Source organism: Acinetobacter sp. ASP199, assembly GCF_022700675.1.
GTDB lineage: Bacteria > Pseudomonadota > Gammaproteobacteria > Pseudomonadales > Moraxellaceae > Acinetobacter.
Map to the genome: position 1 here is coordinate 581169 of NZ_CP062182.1, position 21624 is coordinate 602792.

The following is a 21624-nucleotide window of genomic DNA, read 5'->3' on the forward strand; positions in this document are numbered from 1 at the left end:
GTGCAGACGTGCCGAACAGGTGTTCAAAAGAGGTTGTTATGCCTAAGATGAAAACTCGCCGTGGTGCAGCTAAACGCTTCAAAGCGACTGCTAACGGTTTTAAGCGTAAACAAGCGTTCAAACGCCACATTTTGACCAAAAAATCTGCTAAGCGTATTCGTCAATTGCGCGGCTGTGTAATGGTTCACGTAAGTGACGTTGCTTCAGTTCGTCGTATGTGCCCGTACATCTAAGGAGATTATAAATGGCTCGTGTAAAACGTGGTGTACAGGCTCATCGCCGTCACAAAAAAATTCTTGCTCGCGCTAAAGGTTACTATGGTGCTCGTTCACGCGTTTACCGCGTAGCGTTCCAGGCGGTAATCAAAGCTGGTCAATATGCTTACCGTGACCGTCGTCAGAAGAAACGTCAATTCCGTGCTCTATGGATTGCGCGTATCAACGCTGGTGCTCGTCAAAATGGTTTGTCGTACAGCCGTATGATCGCTGGCTTGAAAAAAGCTCAAGTGATTATCGACCGTCGCGTACTTGCTGACATCGCTATGCATGACGCAGTTGCGTTTGCAGCTCTAGCTTCTAAAGCTAAAGATGCATTGGCTGCATAAGTCTTTATGACTTAGAAAAAAGACCGCTTTAGCGGTCTTTTTTTTAGATAATTCTAAGTTTCTTTTCTGGAGTAAAAAATTTCATATTAGTGAGCTTTTCAAGTATAGAGATTGAAATATTCAACTCATTAGAAATTTGTTCAGCAGAAATACCATCACTGAGTATGATATTTATGGCATCTTGAAGTAACGAGGGTGTTTCAATAGGCATCCTGATATCCTCAGATTCTTGTCTTGCCTCACCATTAACTCTTAAATGAATAGCGCCAGTTTTATATTGATTATCATCAATCAGATTGAGCTGCTTGGCTCTATATAAGATAGCTGCTTTGCTAATCCCCCAAATTTGCTTAAACTCACTCATTTTATTCCAATCAAATCTTCCGCCTTTAAATAAAATGGGAAAATTTGTTCTTAACATGGCTTGTGGTAATAGTAAGGCACTGGAAAATCTATGTGCTTGAGATTCAGTTAATGTATCCCCCGTAGTGACTCCATTATGGAGTACCATGTGACCAATCTCATGAGCAATATCAAATCTTTGTCGACATGCACTATTTTTACTTGTGTTGCGAACGATAATAGGTCTTTGGCAAATTAGTGATAAAGCATCGACTTCACTTGAGATTGAGTTAAAATCAGTTATAACAACCCCAATATCTTCACAGAACTCAGTTAAATTGCTAATAGGGGCTAAATCTAAATCAAATTCTTTTCTAAAGTCTTCAGCAATTTTTTCAATTTGGTCGCCTGTCAATTGAGTATGATCAACCTCAATAGAATTAATTAGGTATTGAGGTAAATCAACATGTTCTTCAATAAATCGAATTAATCGATTTAACTGTTCAGCCCTTGAGATAACAACTTGTTTAGCAAACTGCCTAGAAGTTTTGAGACTCCGGAAATGAATTTGATCTTCTTGAAGCGGGGAATGAACTTGATAAAAAAAATCCTTTTTCACGTCAAAAAAATTGCATAACTCCACTAAAAGGTCATCGGTTGGATAGCTAAGACCTGTTTCTAGCTTATGTATATATTGTTTTGACTTACCAACTTTAACTGCTACGTCTTCAAGGGATAACTCATTGAATAATCTAAGCAGTTTGAGTTCGAGTCCATTGAAAGAATTAAACATTATAAAACCTAGTAATTAATTCAATTCTCATCAGATCTGTCAGCTTTGTTTCGCTTGCTTGATAGGTTTCGAGTGCGTTTCGGCTTACGATTATCAGGGGTATACAGATCATCTGAAGGGATTGATGGGGATGAGCTGGAAGAATTATATTCCCAGAAAGAAACTATATTCTCGTTAACATCATAACTAACAAAACGTACAGTTGCTAATGGAAGTCCATCTTCATCTAATGAATACATAAGATAGAAGTTAGAATAACAGGGCAAGCCAATATCACTAAATAAGCTTAGCTGTTCATTTAGAACAAATGCGCCTTTTTTCGTTGGATTATAGTAGTCTTTTTCTTCAAAAAAACGACAAGGAGTTTGCCCAATTTGAAAAATAAATTTATTAGTTCGATCTAAAATTTGAATGTTATAAGGACATGTATTGCTTTCAAATTCTTTCTTTAAACGATTATGAGTACGTTTAAAGAATACTGTTCCAAATGTATAGTTATCATCATCAGGATCTCGTGTATCCCTAAAACTTTTATCAAATGATGAAAGCATTAATTTTGATACATATATTAATTTTTCATCAGTAAGTTCTTTGTCAAATGTACAAGGATGGGGGTAATTTCCCATATAACGGCTCCTTTTTCTAATTTTTACCTAAGGTTAGCGAACTTACAAGTTATTTCAAAAGTTTAAAAACGTCAACTAAATATTTCAAATATTTAATTTTGTCACCTAAATTTGATGGCTAATTAATCTTATTCTATGATGTAAACTTATTTACTCAATTTGAAAAGAGAAGTGAAACCCAGATATTCACTTATGGGATTTAAAAATAGCTCCTAAATTTTTTAAATTTAGGAGCTATTCTTACGTATTAAACTATAAGGAAAGTCTATAAACCAAAATAATACCCAATCAAACAGATGATCACCGTAATAATAATCAGGGTAATGACATTGCCTGAATTGGATTTGGCTGTATCGTGAGGCTTGTGTGATTTAGATAGTTTGGTCACATGTTCTTCGGTATTCATCCCGGCAAATGGATCGGCACTGATTTTTGGACTCAGTTTAGCGGTCTTGTAATGATTCGCGATTTTGACAATAAACTTCGCTTTCAGATCATCCAGCTTTTGCGCAAAATGACGTAGATCAAGCTGTTGATCGGGTGTCAGTACTTCACCATTTTCATGATAAGGATGCTGGATTTTGGCTTCGATCAGTTGTTCCAACGCATCCAGGCGGTATAGCATGTCATGGGCAAAGTCAGCCGCATAATCGGTTGGCAGTAACGCAAGTTTACTACCGATGCCTGTATCCGTAGTAGAAGAAACCCCATAATAAGGCTGTCCAAGTTGAGCGGGTTGAACAAAACCTTGCGCAAATCTGGTATCAAATAATTCATGATCCATAAAGACCTGAATATCATCCCAGTTTGGTTGTTCCAGATCTGCAAGTACACGTCTGGCCAGTTTGCTGTTGAGTTCATATTGCCAGAAGGTTTCATGACGTAGAGAGGATCGCTGCGTAGCAGGCGCTTCATAGTCATTGTCTGCCGTATACCATTCTGGTAGTTCCTTACCAATAATCCAGGCATTTTTTTTCTGGGCTTCATGGCTCACAATGAAATATTCAAATGGCAGCAGCTCTACATTTGCATTGGGATTCTGTTCATCTTCAAGCAGGGTAGAGCGGTGCAAACTTAGACGCTGTACGCCCTGTTTTTTCAAACCTTCCAGCCAAACCTGGAAATGCTGTGCTAAAAGATGCTGTGAAATCAGATCACGAAAGGCAAATTGATGTTGATTAAAGATGGAATGCTGAAGCCAGCGATTGAAACTTAAATCCTGAGACAGGTACTCATTTCCATAAGTCACTAAAGTAAGTTGCTGTTTCCAAATTTGATCGATTGCCATAGTGATTTGATCTAATTGATATCATGTTTATTTTATACTTTTTATTTTTGCATCTGCCAATCTAATTTTCATTGTATGCCATCTTCATCAATGTGCCTAAAAACTGTTAGAATATGGGGTTTTTAAAATAATTTTTTAACCTGTTGCTTTGAGAGTTACTATGTCACTGGAAGCCCTGACCACTGAAGCGCTCGCTGCGATTGCAGCAGCGGAAGACCTTGCTGCACTTGATCAAGTACGAGTGCAATTTACGGGGAAAAAAAGCCAGCTCGCGGAACAATCTAAGTCGCTGGGTAAAATGGATCCGGAACAACGTAAAGAATTCGGTGCAAAAATCCATGCTGTGCGTGAAGCGATTACAGGTGCACTGACAGCACGTCAGGCAGAACTGCATAAAGCTGCGCTGGAGCAAAAGCTTGCCAGCGAAACAATTGATATTACATTACCTGGTCGTGGCCAGCAGGTGGGCAGTATCCACCCAGTGACCCAAGTACAGGAACGTATCTGCCAGTTCTTTACCAAAGCAGGTTTTACAGTGGCAACAGGCCCGGAAGTTGAAGATGATTATCACAACTTTGAAGCCCTGAACATTCCAGGCCATCACCCTGCACGTGCCATGCACGACACTTTCTACTTTGATGTAAATCACTTGCTACGTACGCATACCTCTGGTGTGCAGATCCGTACCATGGAAACACAACAGCCACCAATTCGTATTGTGTGCCCAGGTCGTGTATACCGTTGTGACTCGGATCAAACCCACTCACCAATGTTCCATCAGATCGAAGGTTTATACGTTGCTGAAAATACCAGCTTTGCTGAACTGAAAGGTTTGCTGGTGAATCTGTTGAATGAATTCTTTGAAAAAGATCTGAAAGTACGTTTCCGTCCATCTTATTTCCCATTCACAGAGCCAAGCGCTGAAGTGGATATCATGGATGAGCGTGGCAAATGGTTAGAAGTTTTGGGTTGCGGTATGGTACATCCAAACGTACTCCGTTCTGCGGGTATCGATCCCGATAAATACAAAGGCTTTGCATTTGGTCTAGGTGTAGAACGCTTTGCGATGCTTCGTTATGGCATTAACGACTTGCGTATGTTCTACCAAAACGATGTGCGTTTCTTACGCCAGTTTGCTTAAAACAAATTTATACCTCTCCCTGACCTCTCCTAAAAGGAGAGGGGTTGTACAACTATGACACAGGGTTCTCCGCCTTTGATACAGGGGAGTTAGAGGGGATTCTAAAGATTTGAATTACAGGTTTTATATCAATGAAAATTAGCGAAAATTGGCTACGCACATGGGTTAACCCAGCCATCGATAGCGACACATTATCCGATCAACTGACCATGTTGGGTCTGGAAGTTGACGACTTATCTCCTGCAGCGAAACCATTTACTGGTGTGGTTGTTGGTGAAGTTCTGACTGTTGAACAGCACCCGGATGCAGACCGTTTACGTGTAACTACCGTGAATATCGGTTCAGGTGAACCACTCCAAATCGTGTGTGGTGCACCAAACGTACGTGCAGGTATGAAAGCGCCTGTTGCAACAATTGGTGCAGTACTCCCGGGCGATTTCAAAATCAAAAAAGGTAAACTTCGTGGTATTGAATCACAAGGGATGCTGTGCGGTGCGTCAGAAATTGATCTTGAAGACAAAATTGATGGTCTATTAGAGCTTCCTGATGATGCGCCTGTTGGTGTCAACATCCGTGAATATCTAGACTTAGATGACAATGTGATTGATATCAGCATCACACCAAACCGCGGTGACTGTTTCAGCATTCGTGGTATTGCACGTGAAATTGGTGTGATTAACCAACTTCCTGTGACTGCGCCAGAAATTCAAGAAGTGGCTGCAACCATTGCTGATGAAAAGAAAGTGGTGGTGTCGACTGAAGGTTGTCCACGTTACCTAGGTCGTGTGATCAAGAACGTTAATACCAAAGCACCAACACCTGAATGGATGGAGCGTGCATTGGCACGTTCAGGTATTCGTCAACACAGCATTTTGGTCGATATTACCAACTATGTATTGATCGAGCTGGGTCAACCGTTACACGCATTTGATGGTGGCAAGGTTCAAGGTGCAGTTCACGTTCGTCAAGCAACAGCCGGTGAAAAGCTGGTGCTGTTAAATGAACAGGAAGTTGAACTGCATGAAAAAGTGATGGTGATTGCAGATGATGAAAAAGCATTGGCAATTGCAGGTATCATGGGTGGCTTGTCTTCATCTGTAACCGATGAAACCACTGAAATCTTCTTGGAATCAGCATTCTTCGCACCATTACACATTGCAGGTCGTGCGCGTAGCTTTGGTTTACATACCGATGCATCGCAGCGTTATGAGCGTGGTGTGGACTTTGAATTGCCAATGATCGCAATGCATCGTGCATCTCAACTGATTAGCGAGCTTGCAGGCGGTGAATTTGGTCCAATTACCATTGCTGAAAATGCAGCAGTATTGCCAACACGTGAAGCGATTGAGCTTGAACAAGCGCAAGTGGATCAACTTCTGGGTTATAAAGTTGAATCAGACTTCATTACTGACGCGCTGACACGCTTAGGTTGTGAAGTGACTGTGAAAGCACAAGGTCAATGGTCTGTGGTACCACCGTCGCACCGTTATGACATGGCGATCTACCAAGACTTGATCGAAGAAGTTGCACGTATTCACGGTTATGACAACATTCAAATCAGCTTGCCTGTGATTGATGTCAAACTTGCTAAATACCAAGACCAATTTGAAGTGGCTCAGCTTCGTCAAACTGCGGTGACTTTGGGTTATCAAGAAGCGATTAGCTTTAGCTTTGCTGACCTGAAACTTGAAAAACAATTGAATCCAAGTGTAAATCCATTGGCATTGGCAAACCCGATTTCAAGTGATTTGGCCGTGATGCGTTCAACACTGTTATCCAGCTTGATTCCATGTGTACAGTACAACGTCAACCGTCAGCAAAACCGTGTACGCTTCTTTGAGCTGGGTCTGCGTTTTGATTATCAGGATGCTGCATCGATTCATGACCTCAAGCAAATTCCAACTTTCGCTTTGATTGCGACTGGTTCACGTACCAATGAATCATGGCATGGTAAAGCACAGCCAATGGACTTCTTTGACTTTAAAGGTGATGTTGAGGAAATTCTGGCAGCAGCTCGTCTGAATGTTGAATATGTACGTTCTGAGCGTGAATGGCTACATCCGGGTCAATCTGCTGAAATCATGGTTGATGGTCAGTCGATTGGTTATTTGGGTCGTTTACATCCATCGCTTGAAGATGAGCTGGATTTGGCAACCACTTGGGTCGCTGAACTCGATCAAAAAGCCGTTTTGCAAACTTATGTATCTAATTTTACAGAATTATCACGTTTTCCATCGGTTCGACGTGATATTGCGCTTTTAATTAGTGATAAGATTAATGTTAGCGAAATTCAGAGACTTATCGAAAAGACTGGTGGTGAGCTCCTAGAGTCAACCTGGTTGTTCGATGTGTACACTGGACAAGGGGTAGAAGAAGGCAAGCGTTCTCTAGCATTTGCTCTTCTCTGGCAGCATCCAACCCGTACCCTGGAAGATGCTGAAATTAAATCAGGCATGGATAATATCCTGCAAGTGTTAGAAAACACTTATCATGCGACATTGAGGGCTTCATGACAGCACTAACTAAAGCAGAGATGGCTGATCATTTAAGTGAGCTCACGAGTTTAAACCGTCGTGAAGCAAAACAAATGGTCGAGTTGTTCTTCGACGAGATTAGCCAGGCGCTAATCTCGGGTGAGCAAGTAAAACTATCAGGTTTCGGTAATTTTGAGTTGCGTGATAAGCGTCAACGTCCAGGCCGTAACCCAAAGACTGGCGAAGAAATTCCGATTTCTGCACGCCGGGTTGTAACCTTCCGTGCGGGACAGAAGTTCCGTCAACGTGTAGGAACTGAGCAGGTCAATTGATCTGCTTTTTTCTTTACATGGATTGCCTGTAGAAATTTCGATTTTTATAGGCATAAAAAAAGAGAGCCAATGGCTCTCTTTTTTGTACTGAATAATCGTTAGATTATTGAGCAGCAGCTTCAGAAGCAGCAGTAGCGTCAGCAGCAGCGTCAGTAGCAACTGCAGCAGCTTCAGATGCAGCAGCAGCGTCAGAAGCAGCAACTTCAGAAGTAGCTTCTACAGCAGCAGCGTCAGCAGCAGCTTCAGCTTCAGAAGCAGCTTCTACAGCTTCAGAAGCAGCTTGGTTAGCGTCAGCAGCAGCATCTTCAGTTTTTTTAGCACAACCAACGAAAGCTAAAGTAGTAGCAACTGCAGCAGCAATAGCGATTTTTTTGAATAACATGGCATCACTCTCTAAAAATTGAGATTAAAAAAAAACCGACGTTAGCCTGTTATGTGCTTTTATTATTCCTAATTTTGTTAGGTACTAACAACGCAGGAGCAGTCTAACTGGTCTGCAAATATGCTATCACTGCGCATTTTTAATTGCTACAGGGCAAGTCTAAAAAAGTGCGAAAAACATATGAAATTCATGATTTTTTTAACAGAAAATAACAATTAAAGGAAAGACTTACATTGGAGAAAGGCGATTTAAACCCCTAAAACTTATACAATTTTTTTTACCATTATTTTATTAATCATAAACTTGCAAATAAGTTTACAAATTCCGGTGGACTTTGTTTCTTTGTGTAATCAATGTCAACCTCAATAAAAAAGGCCATCGTTTTAGATGACCTTTCTATAATTTACAGGGCTTAGTTAGATGCCTTACGCTTCATCTGATCGAAGAAGTCATCATTAGTCTTGGTTTCTTTCATACGATCAAGCAGGAATTCCATTGCCGCCAGTTCGTCCTGAGTATGCAAGAGCTTACGGAGAATCCATACTTTACGCAGATTGTCTTCTGACATCAGACGTTCTTCACGACGGGTGCCAGATTTCTTGATGTTCATTGCCGGGAATACACGTTTTTCCGCAATACGGCGATCAAGCGTGATTTCCTGGTTGCCTGTACCTTTGAATTCTTCGTAGATCACTTCATCCATTTTACTGCCGGTTTCAATCAGTGCAGTAGAAATAATTGTCAGTGAACCACCTTCTTCGATATTACGTGCCGCACCGAAGAAACGTTTTGGGCGTTCCAGCGCATGAGCATCGACACCACCTGTTAATACCTTACCTGATGAAGGAATCACAGTGTTATAAGCACGTGCCAGACGGGTAATTGAGTCAAGCAGAATCACAACGTCTTTTTTGTGTTCAACCAGACGTTTGGCTTTTTCAATCACCATTTCAGCTACTTGTACGTGACGAGCTGGAGATTCATCAAAGGTTGAAGCAACCACTTCACCACGAACCGTACGTTCCATTTCAGTTACTTCTTCAGGACGTTCGTCAATCAGAAGCACAATCAGGAAACATTCAGGGTTGTTACGAACAATCGACTGCGCGATGTTTTGTAACAACATGGTTTTACCGGCTTTCGGTGGTGCAACAATAATAGAACGCTGACCTTTACCGATCGGGGCAACCAGATCGACCACACGAGCTGTCAAATCTTCAGTAGTACCATTACCCAATTCCATCACCAATTGCTCAGTTGGGAAGAGTGGGGTCAAGTTTTCAAATAGAATCTTGTTACGAGAGTTCTCAGGTGTGTCGTAGTTAATCTGGTTCACTTTTAACAGTGCAAAATAACGTTCACCTTCTTTAGGTGGACGAATCGTACCGGTAATGGTATCGCCTGTACGCAGGTTAAAACGACGGATCTGTGAAGGGCTGACATAGATGTCGTCAGGACCTGCCAGATAAGAGCCTGCCGCAGAGCGTAAGAAGCCAAAACCATCTGACAGAATTTCCAAAACGCCATCACCAAAAATCTCTTCACCATTCATCGCATGGCGCTTTAAGATGGCAAAAATAATGTCTTGCTTACGGTTACGGGCCATGCCTTCAAGGCCCATAAACTCGGCAATCTTGATGAGTTCGCCAATCGGTTTTTTCTTGAGTTCGGTTAAATTCATAGGTGGTCGGATAGAATCAAAGTTCTGAGGTACAGGTTAGAAAGGGAGTAACATTCGGCCGCATACAAGCATTCAAACGACAGCAATTGAATTTGCACAAGAACAATTCAGAGGTTTGTTTGATTGTTTCAAAGAGAAATGTGAAAAACAATTTCTATTGCCGAGCGGCATCTTATGTATTGTGTCTTGTAAGAAATTGACAGGATTTAATATTCCTGATCTCTTGAATGAGCAATATAAGAGAGAAACAGGCGTTTGTCAATTTATTCTAGGCGAAAAAAATACGCGAGGTTTAATCGCGTATTTTTATCTTTAAAACAGCGTCAATTAGATGTTTTCTTCAATGAACGCAGTTAATTTAGATTTAGGTGCTGCACCCACTTGAGTCGCAACCACTTCACCATTTTTGAACATCAATAGTGCAGGAATGTTACGGATGCTATAGTTCACTGCAGTTGCTTCGCAAGAAGTCACATCAACTTTAACGATTTTTACTTTGCCTTGGTATTCGTCAGCAAGTACTTCCAGTACCGGAGCAATTGCTTTACATGGCGCACACCAGCCAGCCCAAAAATCAACCAATACAGGAACGTCTGATTGAAGAACGTCTGCTTCGAAGTTTGCGTCAGTAGTATTTATGATGTTGCCAGACATGGAATGCTCCAGAAAATAATTTTTTAAAGATGACTATAATTCTTAGTATTACATAGCCTTCTTTAACAATGTAGGGGAATATGCAAATTTTCAACCTATATTGTCAATTTGTCTAATGGATGATCACGATAGAGATGATCGTGTAACACAATTGTCACATAGCAAGAAAAAATGGAAAGGGAGGAAATTGTCGATACAAATGGCTTTTAAATTGCATGGTTGTGAATTACTCTAAGCACAATTCGTTAAAGGTTTATTTCTGGAATGGCTGACTTTTTGATTGATGAAGAATTACTTGCCGCTATCGATATGGGATCAAACAGCTTTCATTTGGCTATCGCTCGAGTGGATCACGGTGAAGTCAAAAAAGTGGCATCAATGTCAGAAAAAGTTCAGCTTGCAGCAGGTCTGGATGAAAATAAAAATTTAACCGAAGCTGCGCAGCAGCGCGGTTTAGCCTGTCTGGCACGTTTTGTTGGTCGTTTGGGCTCGGTTCAGCCAAACCGTTTACGTATCGTGGCGACCAATGCCTTGCGTCAGGCCAAAAATGGTCATGAATTCATTCAAAAAGCAGCAGAGATTTTACCCAAACCCATTGAAATTATTGCAGGTCGAGAAGAAGCTCGTCTGATCTATTTAGGGGTATCACATACCATGGCCAATAGTGGCCGTCGTCTGGTTGTGGACATCGGTGGTGGTTCAACTGAACTGATTATTGGTGAAGAATTTGAACCGATTCATACCGAATCCGTGCAGATGGGTTGTGTTGCCTTTACCAAAGCTTATTTCGAAGATGGTGATATTACTCAAAAAGCCTTTGATAAAGCCGTTACAGCAGCACGTAAAGAAATTTCCGGTATTGCAAACACCTATAAAGCAGCAGGTTGGGATGCTGTGGTCGGTTCGAGTGGTACCATCAAGGCTTGCCGCCAGATCTGTGTCAATATGGGCTGGAGCAACGAGCGCGAGGAGTTGACGCGTGAAGGCCTGGAAAAAATCAAAGATAAATTGCTCAAATATAAACATGTCACAGACATGGAATTCGAAGGTCTCAAAGAAGACCGTCGGGCGGTTTTACCAGCAGGAATTGCCATTCTATATGCAGTCTTTGATGTGCTAAATATTGATTATCTGACCTATTCTGATGGGGCATTACGTGAAGGCGTGATGTATGACCTGTTGGGGCGTTTCCAGCACGAGGATATCCGTGACCGTTCTGTGCATGCCTTGATGGGGCGTTACAATGCCGATACCAAACAGGCTGAACGTGTAGTCAAAACCGCGCAAAAACTGTTTGAGGATGTGAAACTACCTTTGGCTTTAAATAGCGAAGATAGTGATTTATTACGTCGCGCAGCTTATCTGCATGAGATTGGTCTGGCGATTAGTCATAGTGGTTATCATCGTCATGGGGCTTATTTGTTACAGCACTCGGACATTGCCGGTTTCTCGCAAGTCGACCAGAATTATCTGTCACATTTGGTCGCACATCATCGTCGTAAATTGCGCGCTGATGCCAGGGTAGATGTCAAGAAAGTCGGTGGTTCTCGACTTTTGTACCTGTGTTTACTGCTTCGTCTGGCGGTTTTGGTCAATCACAGTCGTAGCGATGAGATGCTTCCTGCCATTGAACTGAAGGTGAAGAATGCGCAACAATGGCAACTCAGCGTAGCCGGTGATGCCCAACAATGGCCTTTACTGGTGGCTGAACTGCATGATGAACAGGTGCAGTTTGGGAATTGGGAAATTGATCTCGCAATTCAGTCTGAACAATTTGTTGATTAACACCTTTATAGGGATGAAAACGGTTAACCTATGAAAAATAAAGCGACTCCATCAAAAGCATGGAAGACCGTGCAAATTGCACGTCATCCTGAACGTCCACAATTCCTGGACTACGTGGGTGAAATATTCACTGAATTTGATGCTTTACATGGTGACCGTCTCTATGGTGACGATGGTGCAATGATCGGTGGTCTGGCTCGTCTTGACGGTCAGCCTGTGATGATCGTTGGTCAGCACCGTGGCCGTAGTACCCGTGAAAAATTACAGCATAACTTCGGGATGGCGAATCCTGAAGGTTACCGTAAAGCACAACGCCTGCTCGATATGGCAGAGCGTTTTAATCTGCCTGTATTTACCTTTATTGATACGATGGGTGCTTACCCGGGTGTAGGCGCAGAAGAGCGCGGTCAGGCTGAAGCGATTGCCACAAGTCTGGCACAGTTGTCTAACCTGAAAGTACCTGTGATTGCCACTGTACTGGGTGAAGGCGGTTCTGGTGGTGCACTGGGTATTGGTGTAGCAGACCGTGTAGTGATGCTATCTCATAGTATCTATTCTGTGATTTCACCAGAAGGCTGTGCATCGATTCTGTGGAAAACTGCGGACAAAGCTGAACAAGCCAGTGAAGCATTGGCACTGACTGCAGAAAAACTGCAGCATATGGGCATTGTGGAATATGTGGTAGATGAAGGTGAAGGCGCGCATTTAAATCCTGATCAGGTGATGCAAGACCTGAAAGCGGTATTGAAAGAAGCGCTGAATGAACTGCAACCGATGGAAGCCGAGGCACGATGCGAAGCACGTTACCAGCGTTTAATGAAGTTTGGCAGCGACAATTTAGGTCTGGTTTCTTAAAACAGCTGCAGGACTTTCCTGCAGAGACAAAATTTCTCATCGGATGTAGTGGCGGCGTGGATTCCATGCTGTTACTGCATCTGATGTTTTTTTTGTGTCCAGAAAAAATCCGTGCAATTTATGTCGATCATCAGCTGCAAAGTCCTAGCGCTGAATGGGGCCAATTTGTCCAGCAGGAATGTCAAAAGCTAAATATTCCTTCTATTGTTCAGCCAGTTGAGGTGGCACAGGGGAATCTGGAAAATCAGGCACGAGAAGCACGCTATCAGGCTTATTTGCAGCATTTGCAGCCGAATGAAATTTTAGTTCTCGCGCATCATCAGCAGGATCAGGCAGAAACCCTGATGCTGCGTTTGCTCTCTGGGGCAGGAGTCGATGGCCTGTCTGCCATGAAGCGGGTAGATGTACGGGAAGATTTAACCCTCTGGCGTCCACTGCTGGATGTTTCCCGTGAGCAGATTTGCCAATGGGTAGCTGATCTGAATATTCAAAACATTGAAGATCCGACCAATCAGAATCACTATTATGATCGTGCCTGGGCACGTCAAATCTTGTGGCCACTATTAAGTGAGCGCTTTCCAAAAATGCAGGCAGCGTTAGCTCGGACTACGGATCTGATGCAGGATGCTCAGGAAATCTTGCAGGATGTGCTACAGCAGGATACTCAGACGTGTATTCAAGATAATATTTTAGACTTATCTAAATTTTCTAAACTGTCTTTAGCACGCCAGCGCCAGCTGTTATCTAACTGGATGAAAGGGGAAGGACAGTATCGTCCTGCACTGGATATGGTGCAGCGCTTACAGCGCGAAGTAATTCATGCCCGTGCAGATGCCCAGGCAGCATTACATTGGCAAGGTTTTTATTATGTGCGTTATCAGCAGCAGGTCTATAAGCTCAGTAAAGAGATTTATCTGGCAGATCAACAGCCATTGCCTGGCGAACAGCAGACGAATTTCAGGCTTCAGGAGCGTATTGATCTGCCTTCAGGACAGTTTCAGATTCAGCCTGCAGCGATCGGTTTATCATTGGATTTATTGAATCAGCACTTGAAACTGACACAGCGCCAAGGTGGCGAAAAGATTCATTTACAGGGGCGAGTGGGCTCCTGGCCGCTGAAAAAAGCCATTCAGGATGCGCAAATATTTCCATGGATGCGGCATACAATTCAAATATTAAGCATAGATGATGTTATGCTAGGCGTATTTACGCCTAAAGGATTTTGGCTGGCTGAATCTGCCTATTGTGAGGCGGAGGGGTGGCGGCCAATTTTAGTCTCTTCAATCTCAGAACACAAAGACGAGCATTAAAAATGAGTGCAGCTTTAAATTGTAATATCAGTTTTATTGGTGGTGGTAACATGGCTCAAGCCCTGATTGGTGGTTTGATTGCGCGTGGTTTGCCTGCGACACGTATTACAGTTTCTGATCCGGTCGAAAAAGTACGTTCACTGCTTGCTGAAAAAGAAGTGAATGTTACCGATGATAATATTGCTGCAATCAAAAATGCCGATATTGTGCTGTTTGCAGTGAAACCGCAGGTGCTAGCCAATGTACTTAAACCGCTACAAGGTTTGTTGGACGGTAAATTGGTCATTTCTATTGTAGCAGGTGCTGAAATTGCGACCTTGTCGAGCTTACTTGGTACTGATCGTATTGTGCGTGTGATGCCGAATACACCCGCACTGGTACAGACCGGCGCACATGGTTTATTTGCCAATGCAGACATGAGTACAGCAGACCGTGAGCTGGCGAGTCAGGTTTTGGCTTCAACCGGACTCACAATTTGGGTAAACTCTGAAGCGCAAATTGATGCTGTAACTGCGGTTTCTGGCTCAGGTCCGGCTTATTTCTTCTATATGATGGAAAGCATGATCCGCGCTGGCGTCAATCTGGGATTGGATGAGAAAGTTGCGACTGCATTAACCTTGCAAACTGCATTGGGGGCAGCGCAAATGGCAATTACCAGTGCAAATACACCAGCTGAATTACGTAAAAATGTGACTTCACCGAATGGCACGACTCAGGCTGCACTTGACGTCTTTGATCATACCCAGATTTCTCAAAACATTCAGGCAGCTCTGGCTGCTGCTGCAAAACGCAGTCAGGAGCTCGCTCAAGAGCTTAGCGACAACAGTAAGTAAATTTTCAAATTTAATATTTAGGAACCTTCAGGTATGGGTGCAAATTCTGCGCTAATTTTTGGCATTATCATTAACGTCGCAATTTTGCTCGTATTTTTCCGCTTTTTAATGCAGCTGGCTTCGGTAACTCCTTACAATCCGGTCGTACTTTCGACTATAAAGGCCACCAAAATTGTAGATGTGTTTAGTCGTATTCTGCCAACCTTGGCAAAGGGACGGGTGAATACTGCAGCGCTGGCATTGTTGGTGGTGCTGTATTTGCTGAAAATCTTCGGCATGATGTACCTGTCAGGGGGGATGCCAAATGGTCCAATTCATCTGATAGTACTGACTTTTGTGACCATGATTCAGGATCTGATCCGTTTCTGTCGTTACCTGATTTTCGCGACGATCATCTTGAGCTGGGTGGTGATGTTTACTCAATCCCGTTCACCATATATTGAGGTGGTTCAGGAACTGGCAGAACCATTGTTGGCACCATTCCGTCGTATCATGCCAAATATTGGCATGATCGACCTGTCTCCAATTTTGGCGATTCTAGCGCTGATGGTGATTGATCTGATCATGCGTGAAGTGGCTATGGTATTGCTGACTGGTTTCTAAGATTCAACAATATAAAAAAGGACGCTTAGGCGTCCTTTTTTTTGGTTTGAACTCCTCCCTTTAAAAAGGGAGGTTGGGAGGGATGAAATATTTAGTTCTTGCGAATATAAAACTAAAATTCCTCTGCCTTGGGGGAGGTGAAGAAAAAATCTCCCCAACCCCTCTTTATGAAAGAGGGGCATTAAAGCAATTTAGTGTGCCTCATCCCAATTCTTGCCTTTGCCCACTTCTACCAGTAACGGTACAGAGATTTGCACTACAGACTGCATTACTTCAGCCAGTTTAGGTGCCAGCTCGTCAGCAATTGTCTCATCAACTTCAAATACCAATTCATCGTGGACTTGCAGCAGCATTTTGGCTTGGTCTTTTGGCAATATCTTGTCGACTTCAATCATCGCCAGCTTGATGATATCGGCAGCTGAACCTTGTAATGGTGCATTGATTGCAGCACGTTCAGCAGCTTTTCTTATCATCATATTGCGGGCATCAATATCTGGTGTATACAGACGGCGGCCAAGAATGGTTTCTACGAAGCCCTGTTCCAGCGCAACCTGACGGGTACGCTGCATATATTCATAAATACCCGGATAGCGGTGAAAATACTGCTTGATGTATTCCTGTGATTCCTGACGGGTAAAGCCGAGCTGACGAGTTAAACCAAACTCAGACATACCATAAAGCAGACCGAAGTTTACTGCTTTAGCCTGACGGCGTTGGTCATTGGTGACATCTTCCAGGGCGATACCGAGAACTTCTGCAGCGGTACGGCGGTGTACATCCTGACCATGAATAAAGGCATCTACCAGTGCATCATCCTGAGACAAATGCGCCATCAGACGTAGTTCAATTTGTGAATAATCGGCTGCAAGTAGAATGCGACCTTCCGGAGCAACAAAGGCTTTACGGATCTGGCGGCCAATTTCTTCACGAATGGGAATGTTCTGCAGGTTTGGATCGGTTGAGGATAGACGGCCGGTTGCAGTCAGTGCCTGATGATAGCTGGTATGCACACGATGAGTGTCATTATTTGCCTGCTTGCAGAGTCCATCAGTATAGGTACTTTTTAGCTTGGACAGACCACGGTAGTTCAGGATCAGTTCTGCAATCGGATGCTCGAGTTTTTCCAGAATACTTTCACTGGTGCTGTACTGACCTGTTGTAGTTTTCTTGCCACCTTTCAGTCCCAGCTTATCAAACAGGATTTCGCCGACCTGTTTCGGAGAGCTGACATTAAAGGATTCACCCGCCATTTCTTCAATCTGCTGCTCCAGATTTTTCATGGTCTCAGCAAAGTCACAGCCCAACTGATCCAGGAAAGCCAGATCCAGCTGAATACCATTTTCTTCCATGCTGGTTAGTACGCGTGCGACCGGCATTTCAATATTCAGCAGGATGTTGAGTAGTTCTGGATACGCTTTGAGTTTTTCATGTAGCACTTCATACAGACGATAAGTGACATGGGCGTCTTCTGCAGCATAGTGTGCTGCAGTTTCGATATTAATCTGATTAAAGGTTTTCTGTTTCACCCCTTTACCGGCAATCTGCTCAAAGGTCGTGGTCAGGTGACTTAAATAAAGTCGCGCCACATCATCCATGCCATGACGTGTTGCTACGGAATTAAGGACATAAGAGGCCAGCATGGTATCGAAGTACCAGCCTGCCATTTGAATGCCATGATTTTCCAAGACATGGGCATCATATTTCAGGTGATGACCAATTTTCTGAATATTGTTATCTTCCAGAATTGGTTTGATTTGCGCAAGAATGGTTTCACGGTCTAACTGTTCAGGCGCACTATCATAGTCATGTGCTAATGGTACGTAATAGGCATCCTGTGCATCAAAAGCCACCGAGAAGCCCACGATTTGAGCAATACGATAATCTAGACTGGTGGTTTCAGTATCGAAAGCAAAACGTTTGGCTGTGTTTAAACGATTAAATAGTGCATCCCAATCTGCCTGATTCAGCACGGTGTGATAAGTCGCTTGACCAAGCTGATCATCACTGCTGGTCAATGAAGCATGATTTTCTTCTACCGGAGCTGCAGGTTTAGCAGTGATTGACTGAGCTGCCTGCTTGTAATTACTATTATTCGGATTATTTGGATGATCCAGAGATTGCAATTGATTACGGAATTCAAGCTCGGTATAGAGTTCGCGTAGTTTGGCAACATTTGGCTCAGCAAGTTTTAAATCATCATAACCAAAGCTCAAATCCAAATCGATCACAATACTGGCCAGTTGATGATCCAGCGTAATGCCTTCCACATTGTCTTTGATATTTTGTCCGACTTTACCTTTGATCTTGTCGACATTTTCCAGAATGCCACCAATTGAGCCATATTCATTCAGTAATTTGGCTGCGGTTTTGGCACCGACGCCAGGTACACCCATAATACCGTCTGAGGCATCGCCCATGAGGGTCAGGTAATCGATAATCTGATTTGGCCAGACCCCAAACTTTTCAAATACACCATTTACATCGAGTGGCTTTTCTTTAAAGCTGTCTTCCAAGGTTACTTTTTCAGTCACCAGCTGGGCCATATCTTTATCACCCGTAGAGATCAGTACCTGATGTCCCATGGCTTCAGCACGTTTTGCCAGTGTGCCGATAATATCATCGGCTTCTGCACCTGGCAGGACGTGTAATGGAATCCCTAAGGCTTTGATTAATGCGTGCAGGTAGGGAATTTGCTCGGCAAGCTCGCTCGGCATGCTTGGGCGGTCACCCTTATAGATTGGTGACAGTTCATGGCGAAAAGTGGGTTCAGGGGTGTCAAAAATCACCGCCATATGTGTAGGCTGGACACGGCGCATCAGTTTTTGAATGGCAGAAATTGCACCACGAATTGCGTTGGTGTGTAAACCGGTTGACGTGGTTAACGGTGGCAGCGCATGAAAGGCGCGAAATAAAAAGTAAGAGCCATCGACCAAGACAAATGGTGGCATGTATTCAATTCCTTATTCAAATAATAGCGTTATTGTACGTGATTTTTAGCGTGCCCGCTGAGCAAGTCTGAGGCAACAGCTTAGCGAATAATGACCGAAGATGAAATAACCGGCAGCGGCATGTTGTATGATGGAGGTGTATGGGACTGGAAAATATAAGAATGACAACAGGGCAAAATGAATTGCGTATGATGTGGCTGATTAGTCTGGTGATTGTAGGCCTGAGTACCTGGTATCTGGGTTACGAAATTGTCAGCTATTTATGTGGGCTCGGTTTTCTGATAAGTGTCATGCAGTATGTCAATGCGGTGCAACAGCCACTTGAAGAAATCGCTGGCCAGCATCAGTCGTCTATTCCCAGTTATTCCAAAGTTCCACTATATATTTCTTCCCTAGTTGCCATTGTAGGCGGCGTCATTGACCTGAAATGGTTGATGGGGCTGGGCGTCACGGCCTGGATTTTCTTTCTGTTCCGGTGGCTGCAACGAATAGAGCTGTCATTGCAACAGTTACAGCATCGTATTCATTCGATGCCAAGCCCGGACACTTTAAATTCTCAGCCAGTTCCACTGCCAGCCTTTCATCAGCCAACTCAAGTTGATCATGCTTCACCGGGTTTATTCGATCAGATCCAGCGCTGGATTTTTCAAGGCAATCCGGTGCTTAAGGCTGCAATCGGGATTCTGGTGATCGGGATTATCCTGTTACTCCGTTTTGCAACGGAGCATTGGCAAATCAGTCTAGCCATGAAATTGGGCCTGATTGCTTTGGCAAGTATGGCTGTTGCTGGGTTGGGCTATTGGTTGATCGAGAAAAACCGCAGTTTTGCATTGGCATTAGAAGGGCTGGGATTAGGCGCGCTGTTTCTGACCTTATTCTTTGCCTATTACAATCTGGTCATTCCTGGCCTGTTAATGGCATCAGGGCTATTTGTGTTGATTATGGCCATCACGCTATATCTCAGCTTTAAGCAGAATAGTTTTGAGTTGACAGTGATGGCGGTGCTGATTGCCTATATCGCACCGTTTACCTTACCTGTACGGGATACCACCGCCGTAGAGCTGATTGCTTATTATCTGGTGATTAATATCGGAGTAGCAACGCTGACCAGCTTAAAACCCTGGAAGACGCTCAATCAGATTGCCTTTCTGGTCACCGCGATTGTGGGAGGCATCTATGCGCTGATTCATGGCTACACTTCTGAACGCTACAGCATGACTGGCCTGATTCTGGCGCATAGTGCCATATTTATTTGGCTGGGATTTCGCTTCAGTCAGTTGCTTGCTAAAGATGATCTGAGCAGGTTCCAGCTCAAGCCAATTCTGGATATTGCGCTGATCTTTGCCGCACCGATTACGGCTTATATTTCCCTGTATCTGATTCATTTTAATGAACGCATGTGGCAGGCAGGACTCAGCCTGATATTTGCTGCAGTATTCGCAGCTTGCTGGTTATGGTCGCGCCGTAGCCATACTCTGAATATTATTGCCAATAGCTATCTCAGTTTGATGCTGATTTTTATTGCCCTGATTCCACCAATTTTGCTGGAAGGTGAATGGAGTGTCGTGGGTTGGGCAGTAGAAGGCGTATTGATTTATTTCTGGGCTTTGGAAAAGAATCTCAAAGTTGGGCAATACTTGAGTATGGGCTTGCTGATCATGGCTGGGCTGAGCAGTCTGTATTATCTGGTTGAACTGAATCCCGCACCGCGACATATCTTCTGGACACTCAGTGGCTGTTATCTGGCAGTGATCCTGATCAGCCAGTTCAAAGAGCGTTATATCCAGCAACTCGATGGGTTGAGTACGGGCTTTCTGAGCTTACTCAGTTTCTCAGCCAGCCTGATGCTGTTTGCCTTACTGGAAGACGTGTTCACCTCGTCAGACGCCCATATTTATAGTCTGGCTACGGTCGCACTGATTTTTGCTGTTCTTAATGAAATTATCTTCAGAAAAAATCAGGACTGGAGCTGGCTGGTGCCGAAATGGTGCGGCTTAACGCCATTAGTTTTTGCTGGTGTGGTTTTGGCAATTGATCATAGTGAAAATGGCGTACTGATTTGGGAGAGTCAATTTGCCCGGATGATCTTTGGGTTATCTAGCTTATTGCTAGCCTGGCAATGGCTGCGACCATCTTCAGGCTTGTTGCTTTCCAAAGAATGGGTGAGTTTAGGGGCTTTAGTGAGTCTGACTCTGGCAAGTCTATGTCTGATTCCAGATATGCCCTATATCAGTATGGTCATTTTACCCTTAGGCTTGTGTTTCTGGTCTTATAAACAATCTGCAGACTCTGCTTGGCCGATGCTGTGGCAAAGCAACAGTGCCCTAATCCTGATGGCAGCCTGGTTGTTGTGTTCACAGCTGCTCAGTCAGCAGGCCTTTGAGTTCTATTTGCTTCCTGCCCTAAATCCTTTTGATCTGGTGAGTATCGCCATGTTGATCGGCTTTATCTGGATGTTGCTGCAACAGATTCGAGCAGGGCGAGATAAAGGTATGATGGCGGTGCTCATGGTACTGAGTTTACTTTGGCTATCCAGCTATATCGTATTACGTGCTTTGCATATGTATTTAGAAACGCCGTTGAACAATTGGGAAGTCTGGAGTAATTCCACAGTCCAGTTGAGTTTGACGGTTCTGTGGGTGCTCTTGGCTTTTGCAACGATGTGGCTTGCGGCATTGAAATCCCTAAAACCGATGTGGATTCTGGGCAGTAGTATTCTGGTGATTGTGACGTTGAAACTGGTGCTATTTGACCTATCTCATATCGGGACCTTAACTCGAGTATTATCGTTCTTGCTGGCAGGTGGGGTGATGTTATTGATTGCTTATGTTGCACCAATGCCGGATGGAGATAAGCGGGTTTGAATCTGCCTCTCTCATTGGGGGTAAAGAGTTTACCTCTCCCTTGCGAAGCAGTGCTTCTCATCTCTTGAAAGGAGAGGGAATCTGCATTTGAGAATCTAAGATTGAAAAA

At 43.6% G+C, this 21624-nt stretch carries 18 protein-coding genes; 11 read left to right on the plus strand and 7 right to left on the minus strand.

Annotated features, from left to right (window positions below; genetic code table 11):
• The first annotated feature begins 38 nt into the window (after positions 1-38).
• Positions 39-233, plus strand: coding sequence for a 50S ribosomal protein L35 (gene rpmI, locus IHE35_RS02700; protein WP_004278281.1), 195 nt, complete (start codon positions 39-41; stop codon positions 231-233).
• An 11-nt stretch (positions 234-244) separates the two neighbouring features.
• Positions 245-604, plus strand: a complete 360-nt coding sequence (rplT, locus tag IHE35_RS02705; RefSeq protein WP_004647525.1) for a 50S ribosomal protein L20 — start codon at positions 245-247, stop codon at positions 602-604.
• Positions 605-647: 43 nt separating this feature from the next.
• Here the strand turns inward: rplT and IHE35_RS02710 are convergent, their stop codons facing one another.
• From IHE35_RS02710 to IHE35_RS02720, 3 genes are all read right to left on the minus strand, one after another.
• The gene (locus IHE35_RS02710) at positions 648-1739 is read right to left on the minus strand and encodes an ImmA/IrrE family metallo-endopeptidase (RefSeq protein ID WP_242789190.1); all 1092 of its coding nucleotides are present in this window, start codon (positions 1737-1739) and stop codon (positions 648-650) included.
• 20 nt (positions 1740-1759) lie between these two features.
• Positions 1760-2365, minus strand: coding sequence for a hypothetical protein (locus IHE35_RS02715; RefSeq protein WP_242789192.1), 606 nt, complete (start codon positions 2363-2365; stop codon positions 1760-1762).
• A gap of 265 nt (positions 2366-2630) precedes the next feature.
• Positions 2631-3653 carry a glutamine synthetase gene (locus IHE35_RS02720; protein ID WP_242789193.1) on the minus strand — a complete coding sequence of 341 codons (1023 nt, stop codon included), beginning with the start codon at positions 3651-3653 and terminating at the stop codon, positions 2631-2633.
• A gap of 160 nt (positions 3654-3813) precedes the next feature.
• Here IHE35_RS02720 and pheS point away from each other — a divergent pair, with 160 nt between their 5' ends.
• The 3 genes from pheS to IHE35_RS02735 all read left to right on the plus strand — a co-directional run bounded on the left by pheS (position 3814) and on the right by IHE35_RS02735 (position 7600).
• Positions 3814-4794, plus strand: a complete 981-nt coding sequence (gene pheS, locus IHE35_RS02725) for a phenylalanine--tRNA ligase subunit alpha (RefSeq protein ID WP_242789195.1) — start codon at positions 3814-3816, stop codon at positions 4792-4794.
• A 131-nt stretch (positions 4795-4925) separates the two neighbouring features.
• Positions 4926-7307 (plus strand): phenylalanine--tRNA ligase subunit beta, encoded by a 2382-nt coding sequence (pheT, locus tag IHE35_RS02730; RefSeq protein ID WP_242789197.1) that lies wholly within the window; start codon positions 4926-4928, stop codon positions 7305-7307.
• Positions 7304-7600, plus strand: coding sequence for an integration host factor subunit alpha (locus IHE35_RS02735; RefSeq protein ID WP_004813003.1), 297 nt, complete (start codon positions 7304-7306; stop codon positions 7598-7600). Before pheT ends, IHE35_RS02735 begins: the two co-directional genes overlap by 4 nt.
• Positions 7601-7703: 103 nt before the next feature.
• Here IHE35_RS02735 and IHE35_RS02740 read toward each other — a convergent pair whose 3' ends face one another.
• From IHE35_RS02740 to trxA, 3 genes are all read right to left on the minus strand, one after another.
• Entirely contained in the window at positions 7704-7982 is a 279-nt protein-coding gene (locus tag IHE35_RS02740) for a hypothetical protein (RefSeq protein ID WP_242789198.1), read from the minus strand.
• 412 nt (positions 7983-8394) lie between these two features.
• Positions 8395-9663 (minus strand): transcription termination factor Rho, encoded by a 1269-nt coding sequence (rho, locus tag IHE35_RS02745; RefSeq protein ID WP_067731074.1) that lies wholly within the window; start codon positions 9661-9663, stop codon positions 8395-8397.
• Between the two features lie 327 nt (positions 9664-9990).
• Positions 9991-10317 (minus strand): thioredoxin, encoded by a 327-nt coding sequence (gene trxA, locus IHE35_RS02750; RefSeq protein WP_242789200.1) that lies wholly within the window; start codon positions 10315-10317, stop codon positions 9991-9993.
• Between the two features lie 264 nt (positions 10318-10581).
• Between trxA and ppx the strand changes: the two genes are divergently transcribed.
• Genes ppx through IHE35_RS02775 form a run of 5 tightly spaced genes read left to right on the plus strand, consistent with a single transcriptional unit; the run spans position 10582 to position 15703 of the window.
• Positions 10582-12102: an exopolyphosphatase gene (gene ppx / locus IHE35_RS02755; RefSeq protein ID WP_242789207.1), complete on the plus strand. Its 1521-nt coding sequence runs from the start codon at positions 10582-10584 to the stop codon at positions 12100-12102.
• 30 nt (positions 12103-12132) lie between these two features.
• Positions 12133-12957: an acetyl-CoA carboxylase carboxyltransferase subunit alpha gene (locus IHE35_RS02760; protein WP_242789209.1), complete on the plus strand. Its 825-nt coding sequence runs from the start codon at positions 12133-12135 to the stop codon at positions 12955-12957.
• The gene (gene tilS, locus IHE35_RS02765; protein WP_242789211.1) at positions 12894-14267 is read left to right on the plus strand and encodes a tRNA lysidine(34) synthetase TilS; all 1374 of its coding nucleotides are present in this window, start codon (positions 12894-12896) and stop codon (positions 14265-14267) included. The genes IHE35_RS02760 and tilS overlap by 64 nt, the downstream gene beginning before the upstream one ends.
• Before the next feature lie 2 nt (positions 14268-14269).
• Complete coding sequence (gene proC, locus IHE35_RS02770) at positions 14270-15100, plus strand: pyrroline-5-carboxylate reductase (protein ID WP_242789213.1); 831 nt, start codon at positions 14270-14272, stop codon at positions 15098-15100.
• A gap of 33 nt (positions 15101-15133) precedes the next feature.
• The gene (locus tag IHE35_RS02775; protein ID WP_242789219.1) at positions 15134-15703 is read left to right on the plus strand and encodes a YggT family protein; all 570 of its coding nucleotides are present in this window, start codon (positions 15134-15136) and stop codon (positions 15701-15703) included.
• Between the two features lie 191 nt (positions 15704-15894).
• Here IHE35_RS02775 and polA read toward each other — a convergent pair whose 3' ends face one another.
• A complete protein-coding gene (gene polA, locus IHE35_RS02780; RefSeq protein WP_242789220.1) occupies positions 15895-18651 on the minus strand; it encodes a DNA polymerase I in 2757 nt (918 codons plus the stop codon).
• A gap of 161 nt (positions 18652-18812) precedes the next feature.
• On the opposite strand from polA, the gene IHE35_RS02785 reads away from it, so the two are divergent.
• Positions 18813-21515, plus strand: a complete 2703-nt coding sequence (locus tag IHE35_RS02785) for a DUF2339 domain-containing protein (protein WP_242789221.1) — start codon at positions 18813-18815, stop codon at positions 21513-21515.
• Positions 21516-21624 lie beyond the last annotated feature (109 nt).

What these genes read in the sequence shown, in the direction of transcription:
- pheT (WP_242789197.1), top strand. Translation starts at nt 4,926, where the DNA reads ATGAAAATTAGCGAAAATTGGCTACGCACATGGGTTAACCCAGCCATC.
- IHE35_RS02785 (WP_242789221.1), top strand. Translation starts at nt 18,813, where the DNA reads ATGACAACAGGGCAAAATGAATTGCGTATGATGTGGCTGATTAGTCTG.
- IHE35_RS02720 (WP_242789193.1), bottom strand. Translation starts at nt 3,653, where the DNA reads ATGGCAATCGATCAAATTTGGAAACAGCAACTTACTTTAGTGACTTAT.
- ppx (WP_242789207.1), top strand. Translation starts at nt 10,582, where the DNA reads ATGGCTGACTTTTTGATTGATGAAGAATTACTTGCCGCTATCGATATG.
- pheS (WP_242789195.1), top strand. Translation starts at nt 3,814, where the DNA reads ATGTCACTGGAAGCCCTGACCACTGAAGCGCTCGCTGCGATTGCAGCA.
- IHE35_RS02760 (WP_242789209.1), top strand. Translation starts at nt 12,133, where the DNA reads ATGAAAAATAAAGCGACTCCATCAAAAGCATGGAAGACCGTGCAAATT.
- tilS (WP_242789211.1), top strand. Translation starts at nt 12,894, where the DNA reads ATGCGAAGCACGTTACCAGCGTTTAATGAAGTTTGGCAGCGACAATTT.
- rpmI (WP_004278281.1), top strand. Translation starts at nt 39, where the DNA reads ATGCCTAAGATGAAAACTCGCCGTGGTGCAGCTAAACGCTTCAAAGCG.
- IHE35_RS02735 (WP_004813003.1), top strand. Translation starts at nt 7,304, where the DNA reads ATGACAGCACTAACTAAAGCAGAGATGGCTGATCATTTAAGTGAGCTC.
- trxA (WP_242789200.1), bottom strand. Translation starts at nt 10,317, where the DNA reads ATGTCTGGCAACATCATAAATACTACTGACGCAAACTTCGAAGCAGAC.
- IHE35_RS02775 (WP_242789219.1), top strand. Translation starts at nt 15,134, where the DNA reads ATGGGTGCAAATTCTGCGCTAATTTTTGGCATTATCATTAACGTCGCA.
- proC (WP_242789213.1), top strand. Translation starts at nt 14,270, where the DNA reads ATGAGTGCAGCTTTAAATTGTAATATCAGTTTTATTGGTGGTGGTAAC.
- IHE35_RS02715 (WP_242789192.1), bottom strand. Translation starts at nt 2,365, where the DNA reads ATGGGAAATTACCCCCATCCTTGTACATTTGACAAAGAACTTACTGAT.
- polA (WP_242789220.1), bottom strand. Translation starts at nt 18,651, where the DNA reads ATGCCACCATTTGTCTTGGTCGATGGCTCTTACTTTTTATTTCGCGCC.
- rho (WP_067731074.1), bottom strand. Translation starts at nt 9,663, where the DNA reads ATGAATTTAACCGAACTCAAGAAAAAACCGATTGGCGAACTCATCAAG.
- rplT (WP_004647525.1), top strand. Translation starts at nt 245, where the DNA reads ATGGCTCGTGTAAAACGTGGTGTACAGGCTCATCGCCGTCACAAAAAA.
- IHE35_RS02740 (WP_242789198.1), bottom strand. Translation starts at nt 7,982, where the DNA reads ATGTTATTCAAAAAAATCGCTATTGCTGCTGCAGTTGCTACTACTTTA.
- IHE35_RS02710 (WP_242789190.1), bottom strand. Translation starts at nt 1,739, where the DNA reads ATGTTTAATTCTTTCAATGGACTCGAACTCAAACTGCTTAGATTATTC.